This window comes from Halomonas sp. PGE1 (genome assembly GCF_013000985.1).
Lineage (GTDB): Bacteria > Pseudomonadota > Gammaproteobacteria > Pseudomonadales > Halomonadaceae > Halomonas > Halomonas alkalicola.
In genome coordinates this window covers 2,889,218-2,909,310 of the sequence record NZ_CP053032.1, presented here as the reverse complement: position 1 = coordinate 2,909,310, position 20,093 = coordinate 2,889,218, and the positions used below count along the sequence as shown (strand labels likewise).

21 protein-coding genes and 2 riboswitches are annotated in these 20,093 nt (G+C 69.7%); of the genes, 18 read left to right on the top strand and 3 right to left on the bottom strand.

The window, feature by feature from the left end; genetic code table 11:
• Positions 1 to 90: 90 nt before the first annotated feature.
• From HIR79_RS13735 to HIR79_RS13650, 18 genes are all read left to right on the top strand, one after another.
• Positions 91 to 960, top strand: a complete 870-nt coding sequence (locus HIR79_RS13735) for a carboxylate/amino acid/amine transporter (protein ID WP_169958784.1) — start codon at positions 91 to 93, stop codon at positions 958 to 960.
• A 75-nt stretch (positions 961 to 1,035) separates the two neighbouring features.
• On the top strand, positions 1,036 to 1,956 hold the full coding sequence (locus tag HIR79_RS13730) for an NAD(+) kinase (protein WP_169958783.1): 921 nt from the start codon (positions 1,036 to 1,038) through the stop codon (positions 1,954 to 1,956).
• Between the two features lies 1 nt (position 1,957).
• Positions 1,958 to 2,962, top strand: coding sequence for a metallophosphoesterase (locus HIR79_RS13725; protein ID WP_169958782.1), 1,005 nt, complete (start codon positions 1,958 to 1,960; stop codon positions 2,960 to 2,962).
• Positions 2,963 to 3,144: 182 nt separating this feature from the next.
• Entirely contained in the window at positions 3,145 to 4,002 is an 858-nt protein-coding gene (locus HIR79_RS13720; RefSeq protein ID WP_169958781.1) for a rhomboid family intramembrane serine protease, read from the top strand.
• A 43-nt stretch (positions 4,003 to 4,045) separates the two neighbouring features.
• On the top strand, positions 4,046 to 4,330 hold the full coding sequence (locus tag HIR79_RS13715) for a YeaC family protein (RefSeq protein WP_110070607.1): 285 nt from the start codon (positions 4,046 to 4,048) through the stop codon (positions 4,328 to 4,330).
• On the top strand, positions 4,314 to 5,174 hold the full coding sequence (locus HIR79_RS13710) for a DUF2797 domain-containing protein (protein ID WP_249322161.1): 861 nt from the start codon (positions 4,314 to 4,316) through the stop codon (positions 5,172 to 5,174). The genes HIR79_RS13715 and HIR79_RS13710 overlap by 17 nt, the downstream gene beginning before the upstream one ends.
• A 60-nt stretch (positions 5,175 to 5,234) precedes the next feature.
• Complete coding sequence (locus tag HIR79_RS13705) at positions 5,235 to 6,233, top strand: zinc-dependent alcohol dehydrogenase family protein (RefSeq protein WP_249322160.1); 999 nt, start codon at positions 5,235 to 5,237, stop codon at positions 6,231 to 6,233.
• Positions 6,234 to 6,297: 64 nt separating this feature from the next.
• Positions 6,298 to 7,365 (top strand): nicotinate-nucleotide--dimethylbenzimidazole phosphoribosyltransferase, encoded by a 1,068-nt coding sequence (cobT, locus tag HIR79_RS13700; protein ID WP_169958780.1) that lies wholly within the window; start codon positions 6,298 to 6,300, stop codon positions 7,363 to 7,365.
• Positions 7,358 to 8,347: an adenosylcobinamide-phosphate synthase CbiB gene (cbiB, locus tag HIR79_RS13695; RefSeq protein WP_249322159.1), complete on the top strand. Its 990-nt coding sequence runs from the start codon at positions 7,358 to 7,360 to the stop codon at positions 8,345 to 8,347. Before cobT ends, cbiB begins: the two co-directional genes overlap by 8 nt.
• Positions 8,344 to 9,501, top strand: a complete 1,158-nt coding sequence (cobD, locus tag HIR79_RS13690) for a threonine-phosphate decarboxylase CobD (RefSeq protein ID WP_249322158.1) — start codon at positions 8,344 to 8,346, stop codon at positions 9,499 to 9,501. Before cbiB ends, cobD begins: the two co-directional genes overlap by 4 nt.
• A complete protein-coding gene (locus tag HIR79_RS13685; RefSeq protein WP_110070604.1) occupies positions 9,498 to 10,055 on the top strand; it encodes a bifunctional adenosylcobinamide kinase/adenosylcobinamide-phosphate guanylyltransferase in 558 nt (185 codons plus the stop codon). The genes cobD and HIR79_RS13685 overlap by 4 nt, the downstream gene beginning before the upstream one ends.
• The gene (locus tag HIR79_RS13680) at positions 10,052 to 10,807 is read left to right on the top strand and encodes an adenosylcobinamide-GDP ribazoletransferase (RefSeq protein WP_169958778.1); all 756 of its coding nucleotides are present in this window, start codon (positions 10,052 to 10,054) and stop codon (positions 10,805 to 10,807) included. Before HIR79_RS13685 ends, HIR79_RS13680 begins: the two co-directional genes overlap by 4 nt.
• The gene (locus HIR79_RS13675; RefSeq protein WP_110070602.1) at positions 10,759 to 11,391 is read left to right on the top strand and encodes a histidine phosphatase family protein; all 633 of its coding nucleotides are present in this window, start codon (positions 10,759 to 10,761) and stop codon (positions 11,389 to 11,391) included. Before HIR79_RS13680 ends, HIR79_RS13675 begins: the two co-directional genes overlap by 49 nt.
• The gene (locus HIR79_RS13670; protein WP_169958777.1) at positions 11,346 to 11,774 is read left to right on the top strand and encodes a bifunctional adenosylcobinamide kinase/adenosylcobinamide-phosphate guanylyltransferase; all 429 of its coding nucleotides are present in this window, start codon (positions 11,346 to 11,348) and stop codon (positions 11,772 to 11,774) included. Before HIR79_RS13675 ends, HIR79_RS13670 begins: the two co-directional genes overlap by 46 nt.
• A 57-nt stretch (positions 11,775 to 11,831) precedes the next feature.
• Positions 11,832 to 12,074, top strand: a riboswitch (cobalamin riboswitch).
• A gap of 134 nt (positions 12,075 to 12,208) precedes the next feature.
• Entirely contained in the window at positions 12,209 to 14,062 is a 1,854-nt protein-coding gene (locus tag HIR79_RS13665; RefSeq protein ID WP_169958776.1) for a TonB-dependent receptor domain-containing protein, read from the top strand.
• Positions 14,052 to 14,978 carry a cobalamin-binding protein gene (locus tag HIR79_RS13660; protein WP_249322157.1) on the top strand — a complete coding sequence of 309 codons (927 nt, stop codon included), beginning with the start codon at positions 14,052 to 14,054 and terminating at the stop codon, positions 14,976 to 14,978. The genes HIR79_RS13665 and HIR79_RS13660 overlap by 11 nt, the downstream gene beginning before the upstream one ends.
• 9 nt (positions 14,979 to 14,987) lie before the next feature.
• Complete coding sequence (locus HIR79_RS13655; RefSeq protein WP_169958775.1) at positions 14,988 to 15,956, top strand: FecCD family ABC transporter permease; 969 nt, start codon at positions 14,988 to 14,990, stop codon at positions 15,954 to 15,956.
• A complete protein-coding gene (locus tag HIR79_RS13650) occupies positions 15,956 to 16,723 on the top strand; it encodes an ABC transporter ATP-binding protein (RefSeq protein WP_169958774.1) in 768 nt (255 codons plus the stop codon). Before HIR79_RS13655 ends, HIR79_RS13650 begins: the two co-directional genes overlap by 1 nt.
• Before the next feature lie 12 nt (positions 16,724 to 16,735).
• Here the strand turns inward: HIR79_RS13650 and HIR79_RS13645 are convergent, their stop codons facing one another.
• From HIR79_RS13645 to HIR79_RS13635, 3 genes are read right to left on the bottom strand one after another with little or no spacing between them, the layout of a single operon-like run.
• Positions 16,736 to 17,500 carry an ABC transporter ATP-binding protein gene (locus HIR79_RS13645; RefSeq protein ID WP_169958773.1) on the bottom strand — a complete coding sequence of 255 codons (765 nt, stop codon included), beginning with the start codon at positions 17,498 to 17,500 and terminating at the stop codon, positions 16,736 to 16,738.
• Positions 17,497 to 18,564, bottom strand: a complete 1,068-nt coding sequence (locus HIR79_RS13640) for a FecCD family ABC transporter permease (RefSeq protein ID WP_169958772.1) — start codon at positions 18,562 to 18,564, stop codon at positions 17,497 to 17,499. Before HIR79_RS13640 ends, HIR79_RS13645 begins: the two co-directional genes overlap by 4 nt.
• Positions 18,561 to 19,475 (bottom strand): ABC transporter substrate-binding protein, encoded by a 915-nt coding sequence (locus tag HIR79_RS13635; RefSeq protein ID WP_379688255.1) that lies wholly within the window; start codon positions 19,473 to 19,475, stop codon positions 18,561 to 18,563. The genes HIR79_RS13640 and HIR79_RS13635 overlap by 4 nt, the downstream gene beginning before the upstream one ends.
• A gap of 311 nt (positions 19,476 to 19,786) precedes the next feature.
• A riboswitch (cobalamin riboswitch) is annotated at positions 19,787 to 20,020 on the top strand.
• The last annotated feature ends 73 nt before the right edge of the window (positions 20,021 to 20,093 follow it).

Here is a 20,093-nt window from a genome sequence, read left to right as displayed (position 1 = left end):
AGGCAGGCAGCAGGGGCGTCGAACGGGGCTTGGCAGGGCCTTCGGTAGGCGTATAATCGCCGTCAACCTGACTTTCTTCTGGAGTTGACCGTGGGCTATCTCGTCGGCGTTACCGTGCTGTGGGCCTTCTCGTTCTCGCTGATCGGCGTCTACCTGGCCGGTCAGGTGGACAGCTATTTCGCCGTGGCGATGCGGGTGGTGCTGGCGGCCCTGGTCTTCCTGCCCTTCCTGCGCCCGGGGCTGCTGCGCGGTCGCCAGCGCCTGGCCCTGATGGGGCTCGGGGCGGTGCAGCTCGGGGTGATGTACATTTTCTTCTACCAGTCCTTCCTGCTGCTCTCGGTGCCCGAGGTGCTGCTCTTCACCATCTTCACGCCGCTCTATATCACCCTGCTCGACGACGCCCTGTTCGGCCGCTTCACCCCCTTCTACCTGCTCACCGCGGCGCTGGCCGTGCTGGGGGCCGGGGTGATTCGCTACGATGGCCTCGACAGCGGCTTCCTGCTCGGCTTCCTGGTGGTGCAGGGGGCCAACCTCTGCTTCGCCCTGGGCCAGGTGGGCTATCGGCGCCTCTCCGCGGAGCTCCCCGACTCGCTGCCGCGCCACAGCGTCTTCGCCTGGTTCTACCTGGGCGCGCTGGTCGTCGCCCTGCCGGCCTTCGCCCTGCTGGGCAACGCCAGCGCCCTGCCCACCACCGGCGTGCAGTGGGGCGTACTGCTGTGGCTGGGGCTGGTGGCCTCCGGGGTGGGCTACTTCCTGTGGAACCTGGGTGCCACCCGGGTCGATGCCGGGGCCCTGGCGATCATGAACAACGCCCTGATTCCCGCGGGCCTGGTGGTCAACCTGGTGATCTGGAACCGCGACGCGGACCTCGTTCGACTGGCGCTGGGCGGGGCGATCATCGCCGGTTCGCTGTGGCTCAACGAGCGCTGGCTCAAGCGCCGCGCGCCGCGGCCCGCCTGAGGCCGCCGCCAAGGCCGTTTGCCGGGGCGCAGGCCAGTGCCCATAATGGGCCGCTGCGATGCGAGAGGCCCGTGCATGTCATCCGACAAGAGTTCACCAAAGGGACGCGACGAGCAGGCGTCCTTCCGCAATATCGGCCTGATCGGCCGCCTGGGCAGCGCCAAGGTGGTCGATACCCTGAAGCGCCTGATCCGCTTCCTGGAGGAGCGGGGCCTGCATGTGATCATCGAGGACCGCACCGCCACGGTGCTTCTCGACCACGGCCATGTCGAGTCGAGCCGGCGCACCATGGGGCAGCTCTGCGACCTGGTGATCGTGGTGGGCGGCGACGGCAGCCTGCTGGGGGCGGCCCGTACCCTGTGCCATAGCGGCACCTTGGTGCTGGGCGTCAACCGCGGCCGGCTGGGCTTTCTGACCGATATCTCGCCCGACGAGCTCGAGACCCGCGTGGGTGAGGTGCTCGATGGCGAGTATGAGGTGGAGGAGCGCTTCCTGCTGGATGCCGAGCTCTACCGCGATGGCACCCTGGTGGGCAGCGGCGATGCCTTGAACGAGGTGGTGCTGCACCCCGGCAAGGCGGTGCGCATGATCGAATTCGAGCTGTTCGTCGATGGCCAGTTCGTCTATAGCCAGCGCAGCGATGGCCTGATCATCGCCACGCCCACCGGCTCCACCGCCTACTCGCTCTCCGGCGGCGGCCCGATCATGCACCCCAAGCTCGACGTGGTGACCCTGGTGCCGATGTTCCCGCACACCCTCTCCAGCCGGCCCATCGTCATCGATGCCGCCAGCGAGATCCGCATCCACATCGGCGAGACCAACCAGACCTACCCGCATATCAGCTGCGACGGCCAGACCCGCGCCGTGGCCAAGCCCGACGATGTGCTGGTGATTCGCCGCAAGCCGCAGTGCGTTCAGCTGGTGCATCCGCTCGGTCACAACTTCTTCGAGGTCCTGCGCAGCAAGCTGGGCTGGAGCAACCGCCTGGGAGACTGATGTGACGACACGGGCGAGACTCGAGGGGTATGACCTGATCGGCGACGTGCACGGCTGCGGCGCCACCCTGGCGGCCCTGCTCGAGAAGATGGGCTACCACCAGCGCGGCGGCGTCTATCGCCACCCTCGGCGCCGGGTCATCTTCCTGGGCGACCTGATCGATCGCGGGCCGCGTATCCGCCTGGCGGTGCAGATCGCCAGTCGCATGGTGGAGGAGGGCGAGGCCAGGATCGTCATGGGCAACCATGAGTACAACGCCCTGGCCTACTGCCATCGCGCGCCCACGGGACTGGGGCGCGAATGGCTGCGCGAGCATACCCCCCGCAACAACCGCATCATCAAGGAGACCCTGGAGCAGTACCGCGACCACCCCCAGGAGTGGGAGGAGGCGCTGGCCTGGTTCATGGAGATCCCGCTGTGCCTGGAGGAGGGCGGCCTGCGCGTGGTGCACGCCTGCTGGGACCAGCCGCTGATCGACGAGCTGCGCAGGCGCCGCCCGGATGGCTGCATGGACGAGACCTTCCTGATCGAGTCCACGGCGCCCGGCACCGGCGCCTTTCGTATCCTCGATCGCCTGACCCGTGGCACCCAGATGCCGCTGCCGCTGGGCGTCGAGATCCACTCCGGCGATGGCTTCACGCGACGCAGCTTTCGCACCCACTTCTGGGCACAGTCGCCCGAGACCTGGGGCGACGTGGTGTTCCAGCCCGACAACCTGCCAGGTGATCTCGAGCTGCGGCCGCTGTCAGACGAGGAGCGCACGCGCTTGGCCCGCTACGGGCCCGACGAGCCGCCGCTGTTCATTGGCCACTACTGGTGCGAGGGCATCCCGGCCCTGCCGGCGCCCAACGTGGCCTGCCTGGACTACAGTGCGGTGAAGTTCGGCCGCCTGGTGGCCTACCGCTGGAGCGGCGAGCGCGAGCTCAATGCGGACCACTTCGTCTGGCTGCGAGTCCCCCGCGAGGAGCAGGTGCGCCCACGGCCCTGGGAGATCACCTTCGAATGACCAGAGCGATGGATACAAAAAATTACATCTTTTTTTCCTCGACGGCGTGAACTCTCCGCGTCACCCGCCCTCAGAGTAGGTGTTCCCTTGAATGATCCCTTGCTCTTGTCCGGCGGCCCCCTCCGCCGGACTTTTTCTTTGTGCGCGTTTGACACCCCCGTTTCCCCGCTTAAGGAGGCGCCATGTACCGGGTGATGCAGCTGCCCCCCGACCTCGACACCCGTGAGCTGCGCCGTGCGCTCTGGGCTCACCGGATCGGCCATCGGATCACCGAGGACGCCGAGGGTAAGACCCTGTGGCTGGCCGACCCTCGCCAGCAGCAGGAGATGATGGGACTGCTGGCACAGTGGCAGCGCGGGGAACCGCTGATGCCGAGGGAGCGGGGGCCGCGCTCGGCTGGGCTGCCGGCCGCTTCGCTGCTGACGCCCCTGCGCCTGGCGCCGGTCACCGCCGTGACCCTGGCGCTCTGCCTGGTGGTGTTCGCGGCCATGGCGGTGTTCGGTGATCGCGTGATCGCGGCGCTGGCCATTGTGCCCCTGGGCGTGATCAATGGCAGCCTGGCGGTGGGCAGCCTGGTGGAGGCGATGCTGGCCGGCCAGGTGTGGCGCCCGCTGTCACCGGCCTTCCTGCACTTCGGCTGGATGCACCTGATCTTCAACATGCTGTGGCTGTGGTACTTCGGCCGCCAGGTGGAGGCGCTGCAGGGCAGCGGGCGCATGCTGCTGATCGTGCTCGCCGCCGGCATCGGCGCCAACCTGGCCCAGTACGCCGCGGGCACGGTGCTGTTCGGCGGCATGTCCGGCGTCGACTTCGCGCTGCTCGGCTACGTCTGGCTGATGTCGCGGCGGGCGCCCCACAGCGGCTTCTTCGTGCCCCAGATGCTGGTGGTCTTCATGCTCGGCTGGATGGTCTTCACCATGACCGACATGGCCGGTGCAGTGGGCTTCGGCAACGTGGCCAACGAGGCCCACCTGGGTGGACTGGTCGTGGGCCTGGCGCTGGGCTGGTACTATTCCGGGCGGGCGCGCCGGCAGCGCTGACCTCGCCGTCACGGCATCGCGTATGTTCACAGAGAGACGACCCATGAGCGACATGACCTTCGAGCGCATGATCCAGCAGATGACCCCGGCCATCTACCAGAGCCTCAAGCAGGCGGTGGAACTGCGCAAGTGGCCGGACGGCCGCCTGCTCAGCCCCGAGCAGACCGAGCTCTGCCTGGAGGCGGTGATCCGCTACGAGCACGAGAACAACGTGCCCGAGGAGCAGCGGGTGGGCTACCTGCAGCAGCGCACCTGCGGCGGCGCCAGCAGCGGTGCCGGCGTGGACCCCGCCCTGGCCGGCCTGGCCAAGGATGCCGGCCGTGGCTGAGTCCATCGCCGCGGCCGCCGAGGTACAGGGCTGCCTGACCAAGATGGCCATCGCACCGGGCGAGGCCGGGCAGCCTGCCCGCTATACCCTGTGTGCCGGCGATCAGCGGCTCGATCTCAACGAGCGCCTGGGGCGGCCGCTCACGCTCGCCTGGACCGGTGCCATCGCCTGCACCCACTGCGGCCGGGCGACCAAGAAGAGCTTCGCCCAGGGCTACTGCTACCCCTGCTTCAAGAAGCTTGCCCAGTGCGATACCTGCATCATGAAGCCGGAGACCTGCCACTTCTTCGACGGCACCTGCCGCGAACCGGAGTGGGCCGAGCGCCACTGCTTCCAGCCGCATATCGTCTACCTGGCCAACGCCTCCGGCCTCAAGGTCGGCATCACCCGCGGCACCCAGGTGCCGACCCGCTGGCTCGACCAGGGCGCCGTGCAGGCACTGCCGATGTTCGAGGTCCAGACCCGCCAGCAGTCGGGCTTCGTCGAGACCCTCTTCAAGGAGGAGGTCTCCGACCGCACCAACTGGCGCGCCATGCTCAAGGGCGACACCGTCGAGATGGACCTGCCCGCCGAGCGCGACCGGCTGCTGGCGCGCCTGGAGAGCGGCCTGGCCAACCTGCGCGAACGCTTCGGGGAGGACGCCATCCGCCTGCTCGACGCGCCGCCGGTGACCCTCGACTACCCGGTGCTCGAGTACCCCACCAAGGTGGCCTCCCACAATCTCGACAAGACCCCCGAGATCAGTGGCACCCTGCTCGGCCTCAAGGGCCAGTACCTGATCCTCGACTCCGGCGTGATCAACCTGCGCAAGTACACCGGTTACGAGGTCAGGGTCGCCGCCTGAGCTATCCTGTCGGCATTCGGGCCCCTTGCAAGCGACCCGACCACCGACAGGAGAGCCCCCATGACGGAGAGCATGCGCGCCATGCGCCTCCACGCCCCGGGAGAGCCACTGAGGCTCGAGATCCTGCCGCGTCCGCAGCCGGGCCCGGGCGAGGTTCAGCTGCGGGTGCTCGCCTGCGGGGTCTGTCGCACTGACCTTCACGTGGTGGACGGCGAACTTACCGAGCCGCGCCTGCCGCTGGTGCCCGGCCACGAGATCGTCGGCGAGGTCACCGCCCTGGGGGAGGGGGTGACCGGCGTGGCGGTCGGGCAGCGCGTCGGCGTGCCCTGGCTGGGCTGGACCTGCGGCGAGTGCGCGCCCTGCCGGCGCGGCGAGGAGAACCTCTGCGAGTGTGCCGAGTTCACCGGCTACACCCGGGACGGCGGCTACGCGGAGTATTGCGTGGCCGATGCCCGCTACTGTTTTCCCGTGCAGGGCGATGATGCCCAGGCCGCCGCACCGCTGCTCTGCGCGGGGCTGATCGGCTACCGCACCTGGCGCCTGGCCGGCGGCGAGGCGCCCCGGCGGCTCGGCATCTACGGCTTCGGCGCCGCCGCCCATATCCTGATCCAGCTGGCGCTGGCCCGCGGCCAGCGGGTCTATGCCTTCACCCGCCCCGGCGACGCCGAGGCCCAGGCCTTCGCGCGCAGGCTCGGCGCCGCCTGGGCCGGCGGCAGCGACGAGATGCCCCCCGAGGCGCTGGACGCCGCCCTGCTGTTCGTCCCGGTGGGTGAGCTGATCCCCACGGCGCTCTCCCATGTGCGCCCCGGCGGGACGGTGGTCTCCGGCGGCATTCACATGTCCGACATCCCGAGCTTCCCCTACCGGCTGCTCTGGGAGGAGCGCGCGGTGAAGTCGGTGGCCAACCTCACCCGCCAGGACGGGGAGGGGTTCCTGGCCCTGGCACCCGAGGTGCCGATCCGCACCGAGACACGCGCCTATCCGCTGGAGGAGGCCAACCGGGCCCTCGACGACCTGCGCGCCGGGCGCCTCTCCGGGGCCGCGGTGCTGATTCCCTGACGCCTCTGGCGACTCTGGTAAGATGGGCGCCCCAAGTCAGGATGCCCCTGCCAGGAGTGGCCCCATGAGCGTGATCCCCGACCCTCTTCCCCAGCTCGACAGCATCGCCGCCGAGCGTGCCATGCGGCGCCTCGACCGCCTGACCAAGCCGCCGGGCAGCCTGGGGCGTCTGGAGCGCCTGGCCGTGGAGCTGGCGGCGATCCAGGCAGAGGCGCTGCCGCGGGTCTCGCCGCCCGCCATGCTGGTGTTTGCCGCCGATCACGGGGTGGCGGCCGAGGGCGTCTCGGCCTTTCCCCAGGCGGTGACCGCCCAGATGGTGGCCAATTTCACCGCGGGCGGTGCGGCCATCAACGTCTTCGCCCGCCAGCATGGGGCGCGGCTAGAGGTCATCGACGTCGGCGTGGCCACGCCCCTGCCCGATGGCACGGCCGACCACCCGCTGCTGGTGAGCGAGAGGGTTCGCCTCGGCACGGCCAACATGCTCGAGGGCGATGCCATGAGCCGCGACGAGGCACAGCAGGCCATGGCGGCGGGTGGGCGCGCCGCCGAGCGTGCCGCCGCGGCCGGCTGCCGCAGCCTGATCGTCGGCGAGATGGGCATCGCCAATACCACCGCCAGCAGCGCCCTGCTGGCGGCGCTGACCGGCAAGCCGGTCGCCGGTCTGGTGGGGCCGGGCACCGGCATCGACGACGAACGACTCGCCCACAAGCGGGCGGTGATCGAGCGCGCCCTGGCGGCTCGGCAGCCCGACCCGGCCGACCCCCTGGGGGCGCTGGCCGCGGTGGGCGGCCTCGAGATCGCCGCCATGGCAGGCGCCCTGCTGGCCGGCGCGAGCCACCGTCTGCCACTGATCGTCGACGGCTTTATCGCCACGGTGGCGGCCCTCCTGGCCTGTCGACTCCAGCCGAGCCTGCGCGATTTCCTGATCTTCGGCCACCGCTCCCGGGAGCCCGGACACGAGCTGGCGCTTCAGGCCCTCGATGCCCGCCCGCTGCTCGACTTCGAGCTGCGTCTGGGCGAGGGCACCGGGGCGGCCCTTGCCTTCCCGCTGCTCGACTCGGCCTGCCGCCTGCTGGCGGAGATGGCCACCTTCGATGACGCCGGGATCGACGCGGCAAGGGTCGATGGCTGACCCCTTCTCCCTGGCGCTGCTGGCCCTGGTGCTGGCCGCCGTGGCGCTGGACCTCGCCATCGGCGACCCGCGCCGCCTGCCGCATCCGGTGGTGGGCATGGGGGCGGTGATCGCCCGGCTGGAGCGGGCCTGGAACCATGGCCCCCCCCGGGCGCGCCGAATCCGCGGCGCGCTGATGACGGCCCTGGTGGTAATGGGCACCTGGCTGCTGGCCTGGGCCGCCATCGCGCTGCTGGCGCGGCTTCATCCCTGGCTGGGCTGGCTGGCGCAGTGGTGGCTGCTGGCCAGCTGCCTGGCCATTCGGGGCCTGCGCGATGCCGCCCTGGCGGTGGCCGTGCCATTGGCCAGCGGCGATCTTTCCGCCGCGCGCCGGGCGCTCTCCATGATCGTCGGTCGCGACACCGAGGGGCTCGATGAGGGGGAGGTGGCCCGCGGGGCGGTGGAGACCGTGGCCGAGAACACAGTGGATGGCATCACTGCGCCACTCTTCTTCGCCCTGCTGGGCGGCGCCCCCCTGGCGCTGGCCTACAAGGCGGTCAACACCCTGGACTCCATGGTGGGCTACCGCAGCGAGCGCTACCTTCACTTCGGCCGGGCCTCGGCGCGGCTGGATGACGCCGCCAACTGGGTGCCGGCACGGCTCACCGCCCTGACCCTCTGGCTGGGCGCGCTCTGTCTGGCGCGCTGGGAGCGCGGCCTGCGCACGCGGGGTGCGCTGACCGCCACCCGCCGCGAGGCGCCGCGCCATCCGAGCCCCAACAGCGGCTGGCCCGAGGCGATGGTGGCCAACCTGCTGGGCGTCCAGCTCGGCGGCAACAACCGCTACCGCGGCGAGGTCTCCGAACGGGCTCGGCTCGGTGTGCCCCATCAGCCGCTGGGCGCCGCCCATGTTCCGGCGGCGATTCGCCTGATGCACGGTGGCTGGCTGGGCTTTCTGGTCCTGCTGGCGGCGGTGGTGCAGCTGGGGGAGGCGTTGTCATGAGTCCCGAGGGCTTCGGCATGACGTCGGATGACTGGCCCCTGCACGGCGGGCGGCCGGGTCCGCTGCTGGCGCGCTTTGGGCTTGAAGATGACATCCCGCTGCTGGACGCCAGCGCCAACCTCAACCCCCTGGGGCCGCCGGCCTGGCTGGCCGGCTGGCTGGCGGAGCGGCTTCAGGGGGAGGCCAGCAAAGCTGCCCGCTACCCCGACCCCGACTACCGCGAGGCGCGTGAGGCCATCGCCGCCCATGAGCGGGTGGCCCCGGAGCAGGTGCTGCTGACCAACGGCGGCGCCGAGGCGATCTTCCTGGCTGCGGCCCTCCAAGCCCGTGAGCGGCCCGGGGCGCCGGCGGCGATCGTCCAGCCCACCTTCGCCGAGTATGCCCGGGCCTGTGCGGCCCAGGGGCTGCCGGTCAGGTCTCTCCGCCTGGCGTCGCCGGACTTTCACCTCTATGTCGAGGCAATATCCGAGGGACTGGAGGAGGCGCGGTTGCTCTTCCTGTGCCGGCCCAACAATCCTACGGCTACCCTGGTGCCTCGGGCCGACGTGGAGCGGCTGCTGGCGCTGACCGCCGCCAGGGGCTGCCGGCTGGTGGTGGACGAGGCCTTCGTGGATTTCATCGGGGATGACAGCGAGGCGCTGACTCCGCTGCTCGCCGACCACTCGCACCTTGTGCTGCTGCGCTCGCTGACCAAGCACTTCACCCTGCCGGGGCTGCGCCTGGGCTATCTGCTGGCCGGTGCCGAGACGGTGGCGGCGGCCCGCGCCTGCCAGCCCGCCTGGAGCGTCAACGGCCTGGCCGCGGCGCTGGTGGTGCCGCTGCTGGCGGATCGCGACTTCGCCAGGCGCACCGAGGCCTGGCTCGCCGCCGAGCGGCCGCGGCTGGCGGCGGGGCTGCGTGCGCTCGGCCTCGAGGTGGTGCCGAGCCGGGCCAACTTCTTCCTGGTTCGCCACCCGGCGGGGCGGTCGGCGACCCGTTGCTTGCTGCCGGCGCTGCTGCGCCGCGGCGTGCTGGTGCGTCATACCGAATCCTTTGCGGGGCTCGACGGCGGCTGGCTTCGCCTGGCCCTGAGTGACGCCGCGGCCAACGATCGCCTGTTGGCGGCCCTGGGCGCCGCCATGGCCGACATGGCACGGCCGGAGGCGGGCCGATGATCGCCTTCGTCAGCGGCGGCGCTCGCTCCGGCAAGAGCCGCCACGCCGAGGCGCTGGCCGGCGCGCTTCACGCCGAGCGCGGCGGCCGGCGCTGGTACCTGGCCACGGCGCGGGCCTCGGACGCCGAGATGGCCGCGCGCATCGCCCGCCACCGCCGCGAGCGCGATGACGGCTGGCATACCCTGGAGGCGCCCCTGGCCCTGGAGACCGCCCTGGCCGAGCTGGGGGAGGGCGACAGCGTGCTGCTCGACTGCCTGACCCTGTGGGCCAGCCAGTGGCTCTATGCCGGCGGTGGCAGCGAGGCGGAGGGGGAGGCGATGCTGGTTCGGGTGATCGAGGCGGCTCGGGAAAGGGATATTGCGCTGGTGGTGGTCTCCAACGACCTCAACGAGGACCTCCCTCCCGAGGACGCCGAGACCTGGCGTTACCTGGCCTTTCTGCAGCGGCTGCATGGCCGGCTGGCCCGGGAGGCCGACCGGGTCATCGAGGTGGTGGCCGGGTTGCCCATCGACTGGAAGCCTGCCGCAGAGCTCGACGAGGAGATCCTGCAATGAGAGACGCCCTTTTCGGGCTCGTGCTGGCCCTGCAGTTCCTGACCCGGATACCCCTGCCCGTGGCCTGTCCCTGGCATGCCGGCACCTGTCGCTGGGCGCTGCGCAGCTACCCCCTGGCGGGGCTGTTGATCGGCGCCGCCCTGGCGGCTCTGGCCACCCTGGGGCAGGGGCTGCCCACTCCGCTGCTGGCGCTGGCGCTGCTCAGCCTGTGGGTGGCCCTCACCGGCGGCCTGCACCTGGACGGCGTCATGGACGTGGCCGATGCGCTGGGCAGCAATGCGCCCCTGGAGAAGCGTTGGGCGATCATGAAGGACAGCCAGGTGGGCAGCTTCGCGATCCTGGCCCTGGTGTTCCTGCTGGCCTGGAAGGGGGCGCTGATCTGGGCCCTGCTCGAGGCCGGGGCGAGCCCCTGGCTGTGGGTGGCGCTGCCGGCGCTGGCGCGCTTCGGGGCCCTCGCCCTGCTGCGCCTGGCACCCCTGGCGCGGCGCGAGGGGCTGGCCTGGACCTGGCGGCAGCACCTGGCGCCGCGGGACCTCGGGCTTGCGCTGCTGCCGCTGCTGATCGTCTTTGGCTTTGTGCCGGGCGGTGTCTGGCTGCTCGGCGCCCTGTGCCTCTTTCTGTTTGTCTACGGCCTCGCCATGGTGCGGGCCTTCACCGGCATCAACGGCGATATCGTCGGTGCTGCCATCGAGGGAGGAGAACTATGGCTGCTGTTCATCGCCTGGAGCTGGTGGTGGTTCGTCATGGCGTGACGCGCTGGAACCTTGACCGGCGCTACCAGGGCCAGCGCGACATCCCGCTGCTGCTGCCCGATGCCGTGCCGGACATGGACCGGCTGCGCGACCACCTGGCGGGCGAGGCCTTCGACGCCCTGTACTGCAGCGACCTGACCCGCTGTCGGCAGACCCTGGCCCATGTGCTGCCGGGGAGCGAAGGGGCGGCGTCCTTCGATGCGCGCCTGCGCGAGCTCGACTTCGGGGACTATGAGGGGCGCACCTGGGACGAGCTCAAGGACGATCCCCGCTATCGCGCCTGGGTCGACAGCGCCGGCATGCAGGCGCCGCCTGGCGGTGAGTCCGCCGACGATCTCTGGGCGCGCCTCGAAGCCTGGCTCGAGGGCGTGCTGGCCCAGGCCGCCGAGCAGGGGCATCGCCGCGTGCTGGCCGTGAGCCACGGCGGGGCCATCCGCGAGCTGCGTCGCCGCCTGGAGGCGACCGATTTCTGGGAGGGCGTCGTGGGCCAGGCCCAGGGGCGCCGCTTTGTGATCGAGAGCGAAAGAGGAGGCTGGCAATGCTGTGCATCATCGGCGGTGCCTGCTCTGGCCGACGCGCCCTAGTCGCCGAGCGCTATCCCCGGGCGGTCTGGCATCGGCTGGAGCCGGGAGAGCCGCCCGCGGGCTGGGCCGGCCGACTGCCGTCGGGCGGTGTCCTGGTGATCACCGGCTGGGCGGAGTGGCTCAAGGCCCTGCTGGCCGCGACGGCCGATGACGAGGCCATGCGCAGTGCCTGGCGGGCTCAGCTCTCGGCGCTGGACGAGCGGGAGCGAGAGGCGCAGGGCGAGGCGCTGCTGATCCTCGATGAGATGGGGTGTGGCATCGTGCCCATGGCCGCTGAGGCACGCCGCCTGCGCGACCTCAACGGCTGGCTTGCCCAGGAGGTCGCTTCGCGCAGCCGAGCGGTCTGGCAGGTGCGCCATGGGCTTTGCAAGCAATTGAAATAGAATGGCTTTAAGTCAGGCGTTCGACTTTCGACGTTGACCCCGGGGCCGCGGGTTGCTAGCGTACGCGCACTCTCAGGTGCTGGCGGAGTGAGTGCCGCCAGGTAAACGGGAAGTCGGTGCGCGGTGCTCTTCTCAACCGCCCGCCAGTCCGACGCTGCCCCCGCAACGGTGATCGAGTCAAGAACCGCCATCACGCCACTGTGCCCACGGCATGGGAAGGCGGCGGTTCAGCAGGACCTCCGGCATCACGCCAGGCCCTCGCTCGTCAGTCCGGAGACCGGCCCGAGAGCGCATGCCGAATCGCGGAGGGCGGTCATCAGGCAGGGCATCGACCGCTCCGTTCGCGCCGCTTCCCTTCCTTCTGTTCCTCTGCGCCGGCCCATAGAAAAAAGCTGGACGCCGTGCGGGTGAGCACGGCGAAGCAAGGGACAGACATGAACACGACTTTTGCCTCCCGGGGCCTTGCGACCTTCGCACTGGCCACCCTGCCGCTGGCCATTCAGGCCGCTGAGCCTCAGCTCGAAGGCGCGGCCGACACCACCGCCGAGGCGGCACGCCTCAACCCCCTGGTGGTCACCGCCGCCCTGGCGCCGCGCACCGCCGATGAAACGCTCGCCTCCGTCACCGTGCTCGACGAGGCCACCCTGCGCCGCCAGGATCCGGCGAGCCTTCCCGACCTGCTGCGCGGCCAGCCTGGGGTAGACGTCACCTCCAACGGCAGCTTCGGCAAGAACAGCAGCGTCTATATCCGCGGCACCGGCAATGACCAGAACGTCTTGCTGATCGACGGCATTCGTCTGCGCTCCGCCACTGCCGGCGGTGCCGCCTGGCAGTTCCTCGACCCGCGGATGTTCCAGCGCGCCGAGATCGTGCGTGGTCCTCTCGGCAGCCTCTATGGCGCCGATGCCATCGGCGGCGTGGTGCAGCTCTTTACCCCGGAAGGCGAGGAGGGGGACCCCCGACCGCGGGTCTCCGTGGGCGGCGGCTCCTTCAATACCCAGCGCTACAGCGCCAGCCTGGCCGGTGGCAGCGGCGGCACCCGCTACTACGTCGCCGGCAGCCGCTTCGATACCGATGGCACGCCTGTGCGCCGCGGGGGTGACGACAAGGGCTACGACAATACCTCGGGCCTGATCAGGCTCTCCCACACCTTCGAAAACGACGCCGAGGTGGGTGTGCTGGCGCTGCGTGCAAGAGGCACAACCGAGTATGACGAGAGCGGTTTTCTGGCCACGACGGACTATGTGCAGCAGGTGGCGGGGTTATATGGGGAGCTGCCGATTACTGCTCACTGGCGCAGTCGTTTGACACTGAGCGAGGCGCGAGATGAGAGCGTCAACTACTTCTATGACTCCATTCTGGATACGGAGACTCGGACGCTCCGCTGGGAGAACACCTTTGATGCCGGTGCCCATCAGTTGATCGCTGGTGCAGAGTACCTGAACGATAGCGTAGCTGGCAGCGATACTGGGTTCGGTCCTTACGAAGAGGAAGAGCGCACCAACAAGGCGGTCTTTACACAGGCGCTGCTTGATTTCTCTCCCTTCGCAGTGCAGGCCAGCCTTCGTTATGACGACAACGAGGCTTACGGCGAGGAGGTAACCGGTAGTCTGGCTCTGGGCTATGATCTGGATCCCTACCATACCGTAAGAACCAGCTATGGCACTTCCTTCAAAGCACCGACGTTTAATCAGCTCTACTGGCCGGGGTTTGGTAATCCTGACCTGAAAGCAGAGACTTCCGAAACGGTGGAGCTTGGGGTACGGGGTCAATATGCGCGCTGGTTCTGGGATGCAGCGCTCTATCAGACCGATATCGATAATCTGATTTCCTGGCAACAAATGGGAGAGCCGACGATAAACGTGCCTACCACGCGCATCCGCGGCGTGGAGCTAAGTGCCGGTGCTGAAATCGATGATTGGACCCTCTCAACGGCGCTGACTTATACCGACCCTGAAGATCGCTCAACAGGTAATCGACTGCCGCGCCGTGCCAGCCAGAGCTTGCGTTTCGATGTCGATCGCGAGCTGGGCGACTGGTCGCTGGGGGGCTCCTGGGTTGCCCAGAACCATCGCTATGATTACGACTTCTCTGGTAACGCTACTCGCCTACCCGGCTTCGGCCTGGTCAACCTGCGCGCCGGCTGGGACTTTGCGCCCCTGTGGTCGGCTCGCCTGACCGTGGAGAATGCTCTGGACAAGGAGTATGCGACCGCACGCTTCTTTGATGGCGACGACTACCTCAACGCCGGCCGTGCGGCCTTCGTGAGCGTTCACTTTGGCCAGTAGCGGCCAGCTCGGCGGGGCCCTTGGCCCCGCTGCCGTCTTCTGCGCCTCGCTTGGCCTCACCCTCGCGGGGCTGGGCACTAGCGAGGCGCGCGCCGACTCCCCCTGTGCCGTCGATGACCGCGGCCGCGAGGTCTGCCTGGACGCGCCGGCCAGCCGTATCGCCGCGCTCTCGCCCGGGGCCACCGAGCTGACCTGGGCCGCCGGGGCAGGGGAGAAGGTGGTAGCGGTGGTGGCCTACAGCGACTATCCGCCTGAGGCCCGGGAGGTCCAATCGGTCGGCAGCCACACCCGCATGGACCTGGAAACCCTGGTATCGCTGGCGCCGGATCTGGTGATCGGCTGGATCACCGGCAACCCGGCGGAGCAGCTCGAGACGCTCGAGGCGCTGGGGCTGCCGGTGTTCATGATCGAGCCGCGCACCGTCGAGGGAGTCGCCAGCGCCATCGAGCGGCTGGCGCGCCTGGCCGGCAGCGAGGCGGCGGGCGACGCCGAGGCCGCCCGCTTCCGCGAGGGCATGGCGGAGCTCGCCGAGCGCCACGCCGAGGCCGAGCCGGTGTCGGTCTTCTATCAGGTGTGGGACGAGCCCCTGATGAGCGTCAACGACGAGCACCTGATCGGCCAGGTGGTGACCCTGTGCGGTGGCGTCAATGTCTTCGGTGAGCTCTCGCGGCTGGTGCCGCGCCTCGACGACGAGTCGGTGCTGGCCGCCGACCCCGAGGCGATCATCGCCGGCGGCATGGGCGAGGAGAACCGCCACTGGCTCGTCCACTGGGAGCAGTATCCGGGCCTGACCGCGGTCGCCAGCGACAATCTCTTCTTCGTGCCGCCCTCGCTGATCCAGCGGCCGACCCCGCGCCTGCTGGAGGGCAGCCGCATTCTCTGCGACAAGCTGGAGGTCGCGCGTGCCAGACGGTAGCCCCACTCGATGCGACGGCTGAGCCTGCCCCTGGGCCTGCTGCTGGCGGCGGCGCTGGCGGCGCTGGCGCTGTCGGTCAGCGTCGGCAGTGTCGGCGTGGCGCCTGGCGAGCTGTGGGCGGTGCTCCGCGGCGGCGGCGAGGTCCTGCCGCGCACCCTCATCCTCGAGCTGCGGGTGCCGCGCTCGCTTGCGGCCTTCGCCGTCGGCGGCCTGCTGGCGGTAGCCGGTGCGCTGATGCAGGTGCTGCTGCGCAACCCCCTGGCCGACCCCTATGTACTGGGACTCTCCGGCGGCGCCTCGGTGGGGGCCCTGGCCGCCATGCTGGCGGGCCTCGGCGGCCTGGTGGTCTCCGGCAGTGCCTTCGCCGGGGCGCTGCTCTCGACCCTGCTGGTGTTCGGCCTGGCCCATGGCCGCGGCGGCTGGACGCCGGCGCGGCTGCTGCTGACCGGGGTGGTGGTGGCCGCCGGCTGGGGCGCGGTGATCACCCTGATGCTGGCGGTGACCCCCGCCGATCGCCTGCCCGGCATGCTCTACTGGCTGATGGGAGACCTCTCCTACGTCCGCGCGCCCTGGCCGCCGCTGGTCCTGCTGCTGGCGGTCTGCCTGCTGGTCATGCCGCTGGGACGCAGCCTCAATGTGCTGGCTCGGGGGCCCCTGCAGGCCGCCGCCCTCGGCGTCTCGGTGCGGCGCCTGGAGTGGGGCATCTACCTGGGCGCCAGCGCCCTGACCGCCATGGCGGTGACCAGTGCCGGCAGCATCGGCTTCGTCGGCCTGGTGGTGCCGCATATGCTGCGCCTGCTGCTGGGCAACGATCAGCGGCTGATCCTGCCCGCCTGCGCCCTGGCCGGTGGTACCCTGCTGCTGCTGGCGGACACCCTGGCGCGCACCATGATCGCCCCGGAGCAGTTGCCGGTGGGGGTGATCACCGCGCTGCTCGGCGTACCCACTTTCCTCTATCTGCTCTACCGGAGCCAGTGATGAGCCGCCTTGAGGCCCGCCAGTTGGTGATCGATGTTCCGGGGCGTGGTGACGGCCGGGCCCTCGACGTGCGCGTCGAGCCGGGGCAGGTGTGGGGGGTGCTGGGGCCCAACGGCGCCGGCAAGACCACGCTGCTGCATACCCTGGCCGGGCTCAGGGCGCCGCGCCGAGGAGAGGTGTTGCTCGATGGCCGACCGCTGGCCACCCTGGGCCGCCGCCGGGTTGCCCAGCGGCTGGGGCTTGTGTTCCAGGAGCGCCACGATGGCTTTCCCGCCACGGTGCGCGAGACCGCACTGATCGGCCGCCACCCCTACCTCTCGCCCTGGCAGATGGAGGGGGCCGAGGAGCTGCGCCTGGCCGAGGCAGCGCTCGAACGCCTCGACGTCGATCATCTGGCCGAGCGCCTGGTCAGTACGCTCTCGGGCGGCGAACGCCAGCGCCTGGCGATTGCCACGGTGCTGACCCAGGCCCCGGCCCTGTGGCTCGCCGACGAGCCCACCAACCACCTCGACCTGCACCACCAGACCGAAGTCATGGCGCTGCTCGCCGACGAGGCCCGCCAGGGCAGGGCGGTGATGATGTGCCTGCACGACCTCAACCTGGCCGCCCGCTGGTGTGACCACCTGCTGCTGCTCTATCCCGACGGCGAGGCCTGCTGGGGCCCGGCGGACACCATGCTGGAGCCCGCGGCTCTGGAGCGGCTCTATGGCCAGCGCCTGGCCACCGCCTGGGTCGATGGCGCCCCGGTTTTTGTGCCCGCCAGGTAACCCCTGGCTATCTCAGAGGGCGTGGCGAAAACGCAGGATCCGGCCCTGGTCCCCGGGGTCATCGAGAAAGTCCGCCTGCACGCCGAAGGTGCGGCGCAGCCGCTCGACGGTGAGGACCCGCTCGGGTGGGCCGATATCCACCAGGCGGCCGGCCTCCATCACCCCGATGCGATCACAGGACATGGCCTGGTTGAGGTCGTGCAGGGCGATCACCACCGTGACCGGTAGCCGCCCGACCAGTTGCAGGATCGACAGCTGGTGGCGGATATCCAGGTGGTTGGTGGGCTCGTCGAGCAGCAGGATCCTCGGCCGCTGGGCCAGGGCCCGGGCGATATGCACCCGCTGGCGCTCGCCGCCGGAGAGGGTGTGCCAGAGACGCCCCGCCAGGTGCCCCATATCGACGTCGTCGAGGGCCTGGCCGACGATGGCATCATCTTCGTCGGACCAGGGGCGCAGCGGCGAGAGGAAGGGCGTTCGGCCCAGGGCGACCACCTGGCGAACCACCACCCGGTCGAGGGTCTCCGCCTGCTGTTCGACGAAGGCGATGGCGCGGGCGATCTCCCGCTGGCGCATCCGCCGCATCGGCCGGTCATCTACCAGCACGCGCCCGCGCTTCGGCCGGCGCAGCCCGGCCAGGACCCGCAGCAGGGTGCTCTTGCCCGAGCCATTCGGGCCGATCAACCCGAAGGTCTCCCCGGGGGCCACCGCGAGGCTGACGTCGTTCAGCAAGCGGTGCCCCTGGACCGTCCAGTCGATGTTTTCGGCGGTCAGTCTCATGAGGTCCGCGCCCCGCGAATCAGGATGATGGCGAAGGCCGGGGCGCCGATCAGCGCCGTGACCACGCCGATCGGCAGCACCTGCCCCGGCACCAGGACCCGGGAGAGGATATCCGCGCCGATCAGGAAGACCGCGCCGGCCAGCGCCGAGGCCGGCACCAGCCGGGTGTGGCGGCTGCCGACCAGGAAACGCATGGCATGGGGAATCACCAGGCCCACGAATCCGATGGCGCCGACCATGGAGACCATCACCGCGGTGACCAGGGCCATGGCGCCGATCAGCACGCCGCGTACCCGGTTCACGGCGATGCCCAGCGAGGCGGCGACGTCGGCACCGAAGGTAAAGGCGTCCAGCGCCTGCCGGTACCACAGGCAGACCAGCAGGCCGCCCAGCGCCACTGGCAGTCCCAGGACCACGTCGTCCCAGCGCACGCCGGAGAGGTTGCCCATCAGCCAGAACATGATCCCCCGCGCCTGCTCGGCACTCGCCGACCTGGCAATGATAAAGGCGGTGAGGGCATTGAAGAGCTGCGAGCCGGCGATACCGGCGAGGATGATGGCCCCCGCGGCCTGGGCACCGCGTCCGCCCCCGGTGCCGCTGCCGGCGGCCTGGGCGAGCAGCACCACCAGGCCGAAGGCCAGTCCCGCCCCGGCGAAGGCGCCGAGGGAGAGCGTCAGGGTGCCGGCGCCGAGCCCGGCGATGGTCACCGCCACGGCGCCGGTAGAGGCGCCGGCGGAGATCCCCATCAGGAAGGGGTCGGCCAGGGGGTTGCGCAGCAGCGCCTGCAGGACCACGCCGGCCAGGGCCAGCCCGGCGCCGCAACCGGCGGCGAGCAGGGTGCGGCTGAGCCGATAGTTCCAGACGATGCCGGCATCGATGCGATCGACGGCATAGTCCGCCCCCCAGAGCTGGTTGGCCAGTACCTTGAGGATGGTCTCCACCGGGATCGCGGTCTCGCCGATGGCGGTACCCGCCATGATGGCGACAAACAGGATCGGTGGCGCCAGCCAGGCCCAGCGCCATGGCAAGCGCACCGTTGGAGACAGGGCTATCGACGCATTCATCGGTCGAAGGCGAGGGTCGGCAAGGCGTCGACCAGGGTTTCGAGGCCGACGAGGGTGCGCATGGTGGCGCTCATTGCATGGGCATCCATCTCGATGATGCGGCCGTTGCGTACCGCCGACATCTCCCGGGTCACCGGATCGCTATGCAGAAAGTCGAGCTTTTCGGCGATATCGTCGGCGGCGAAGCGGCGACGATCCATGCGGGCCACCACGATGATATCCGGGTCGGCCCGGGCGATGGATTCCCAGCCGACGGTAGGCCACTCCTCGTCGGATTCCACCACGTTGCGGATGCCCAAGGCGTCCATCATATAGCCCGGCGCGCCGAGGCGGCCGGCGACATAAGGGGCGGCGGAGCGGTCGGGGGAAGAGAACCAGAATACCGCCGACAGATCGTCCGGCAGTTCCAGGGCCTCGGCAGCGGCGATGGCAGTCGCCTCGCGCGTTTCCAGCTCGGCCACCAGGGCGTTACCGGCCTCCTGGACATCGAAGATGGTGGCCAGCTCGCGGATGCCCTTGTAGACCGATTCGGGGGAGAAGGCGGCGGTCCGGGTGCCGTCGCCGCCGGTGCTGTTGTCCTTGGTATCGCAATCCGCCGGCATCACATAGGTGGCGATGCCCAGCTCGTGAAACTGCTCGCGGGTCGCCACGCTGCCGGTGGGGCCGACATGCCACTCATACTGGGCGGCGACGAGCTCGGGGCGGCGGTTGACCACGGCCTCGAAGCTCGGATCGTTGTCGGCCAGGCGCTCGATATCGGCATTGATCTCGCGGAATTCCGGCAGCACCGGAGTGAACCAGACCGAGGTGCCGGCGACCCGCTCGGCCAGTCCCAGGGCATAGAGGATTTCGGTGGCCGATTGCCCGACGGTAACCGTGCTTTGCGGTGCGGAGGGGAGGCTGATCTCCATGCCGCAGTTGGTCAGTGTCAGCGGATAATGGGTGTCATTCGACAGGGCGTGAGAGGCGGGAATTATCGATAATATGGACAGTAGATGGCGAGCTATTTTCATGAGATTGAGTCCGATAATGTTTGGATACTGATCGTTGGTATTTCGCTAATTATTGGCGAAAAACCGATAAGTCATCCGCCAGTGTTATGGTCATGCCGTGATGGATCCCGCCGCTCTCGCCGGGGAGTCGGTGCAAGCGGCGAAGATCATGGAGGAAGTCGGCACAAGAAAACAAGCCCGGTTGCCGCCGGTGTGGTTCTTGCTTTAGGATGGCCCGACTGAGAATGGGTGCCCCTGTCCTGGAGGAAGTTGGCCAGGGGATAATCGGGAAGTATGGTGAGGCCTCGCGCCGATCCCATCGCTGCCCCCGCAACGGTAATGAGTGAAACGCCTGCGACGACCACTGGCATCCGCCGGGAAGGTGCAGGCGACGGCACGGCGCCGAGACGATCTGCGCCAGGCCCTCCTCGAGCCCGGAGACCGGCCCATTATTTCGTTCATCCGGTAACGGTGCGGTGGGCACCGGGGATAGTCTGCCTGTGATTCCTTTCCTAGCTTCCCGTCGGGGGCCGCGGC

What these genes read in the sequence shown, in the direction of transcription:
- HIR79_RS13730 (WP_169958783.1), top strand. Translation starts at nt 1,036, where the DNA reads ATGTCATCCGACAAGAGTTCACCAAAGGGACGCGACGAGCAGGCGTCC.
- HIR79_RS13720 (WP_169958781.1), top strand. Translation starts at nt 3,145, where the DNA reads ATGTACCGGGTGATGCAGCTGCCCCCCGACCTCGACACCCGTGAGCTG.
- HIR79_RS13715 (WP_110070607.1), top strand. Translation starts at nt 4,046, where the DNA reads ATGAGCGACATGACCTTCGAGCGCATGATCCAGCAGATGACCCCGGCC.
- HIR79_RS13710 (WP_249322161.1), top strand. Translation starts at nt 4,314, where the DNA reads ATGCCGGCCGTGGCTGAGTCCATCGCCGCGGCCGCCGAGGTACAGGGC.
- HIR79_RS13705 (WP_249322160.1), top strand. Translation starts at nt 5,235, where the DNA reads ATGACGGAGAGCATGCGCGCCATGCGCCTCCACGCCCCGGGAGAGCCA.
- cobT (WP_169958780.1), top strand. Translation starts at nt 6,298, where the DNA reads ATGAGCGTGATCCCCGACCCTCTTCCCCAGCTCGACAGCATCGCCGCC.
- cbiB (WP_249322159.1), top strand. Translation starts at nt 7,358, where the DNA reads ATGGCTGACCCCTTCTCCCTGGCGCTGCTGGCCCTGGTGCTGGCCGCC.
- cobD (WP_249322158.1), top strand. Translation starts at nt 8,344, where the DNA reads ATGAGTCCCGAGGGCTTCGGCATGACGTCGGATGACTGGCCCCTGCAC.
- HIR79_RS13685 (WP_110070604.1), top strand. Translation starts at nt 9,498, where the DNA reads ATGATCGCCTTCGTCAGCGGCGGCGCTCGCTCCGGCAAGAGCCGCCAC.
- HIR79_RS13680 (WP_169958778.1), top strand. Translation starts at nt 10,052, where the DNA reads ATGAGAGACGCCCTTTTCGGGCTCGTGCTGGCCCTGCAGTTCCTGACC.
- HIR79_RS13675 (WP_110070602.1), top strand. Translation starts at nt 10,759, where the DNA reads ATGGCTGCTGTTCATCGCCTGGAGCTGGTGGTGGTTCGTCATGGCGTG.
- HIR79_RS13670 (WP_169958777.1), top strand. Translation starts at nt 11,346, where the DNA reads ATGCTGTGCATCATCGGCGGTGCCTGCTCTGGCCGACGCGCCCTAGTC.
- HIR79_RS13665 (WP_169958776.1), top strand. Translation starts at nt 12,209, where the DNA reads ATGAACACGACTTTTGCCTCCCGGGGCCTTGCGACCTTCGCACTGGCC.
- HIR79_RS13655 (WP_169958775.1), top strand. Translation starts at nt 14,988, where the DNA reads ATGCGACGGCTGAGCCTGCCCCTGGGCCTGCTGCTGGCGGCGGCGCTG.
- HIR79_RS13650 (WP_169958774.1), top strand. Translation starts at nt 15,956, where the DNA reads ATGAGCCGCCTTGAGGCCCGCCAGTTGGTGATCGATGTTCCGGGGCGT.
- HIR79_RS13645 (WP_169958773.1), bottom strand. Translation starts at nt 17,500, where the DNA reads ATGAGACTGACCGCCGAAAACATCGACTGGACGGTCCAGGGGCACCGC.
- HIR79_RS13640 (WP_169958772.1), bottom strand. Translation starts at nt 18,564, where the DNA reads ATGAATGCGTCGATAGCCCTGTCTCCAACGGTGCGCTTGCCATGGCGC.
- HIR79_RS13635 (WP_379688255.1), bottom strand. Translation starts at nt 19,475, where the DNA reads ATGGAGATCAGCCTCCCCTCCGCACCGCAAAGCACGGTTACCGTCGGG.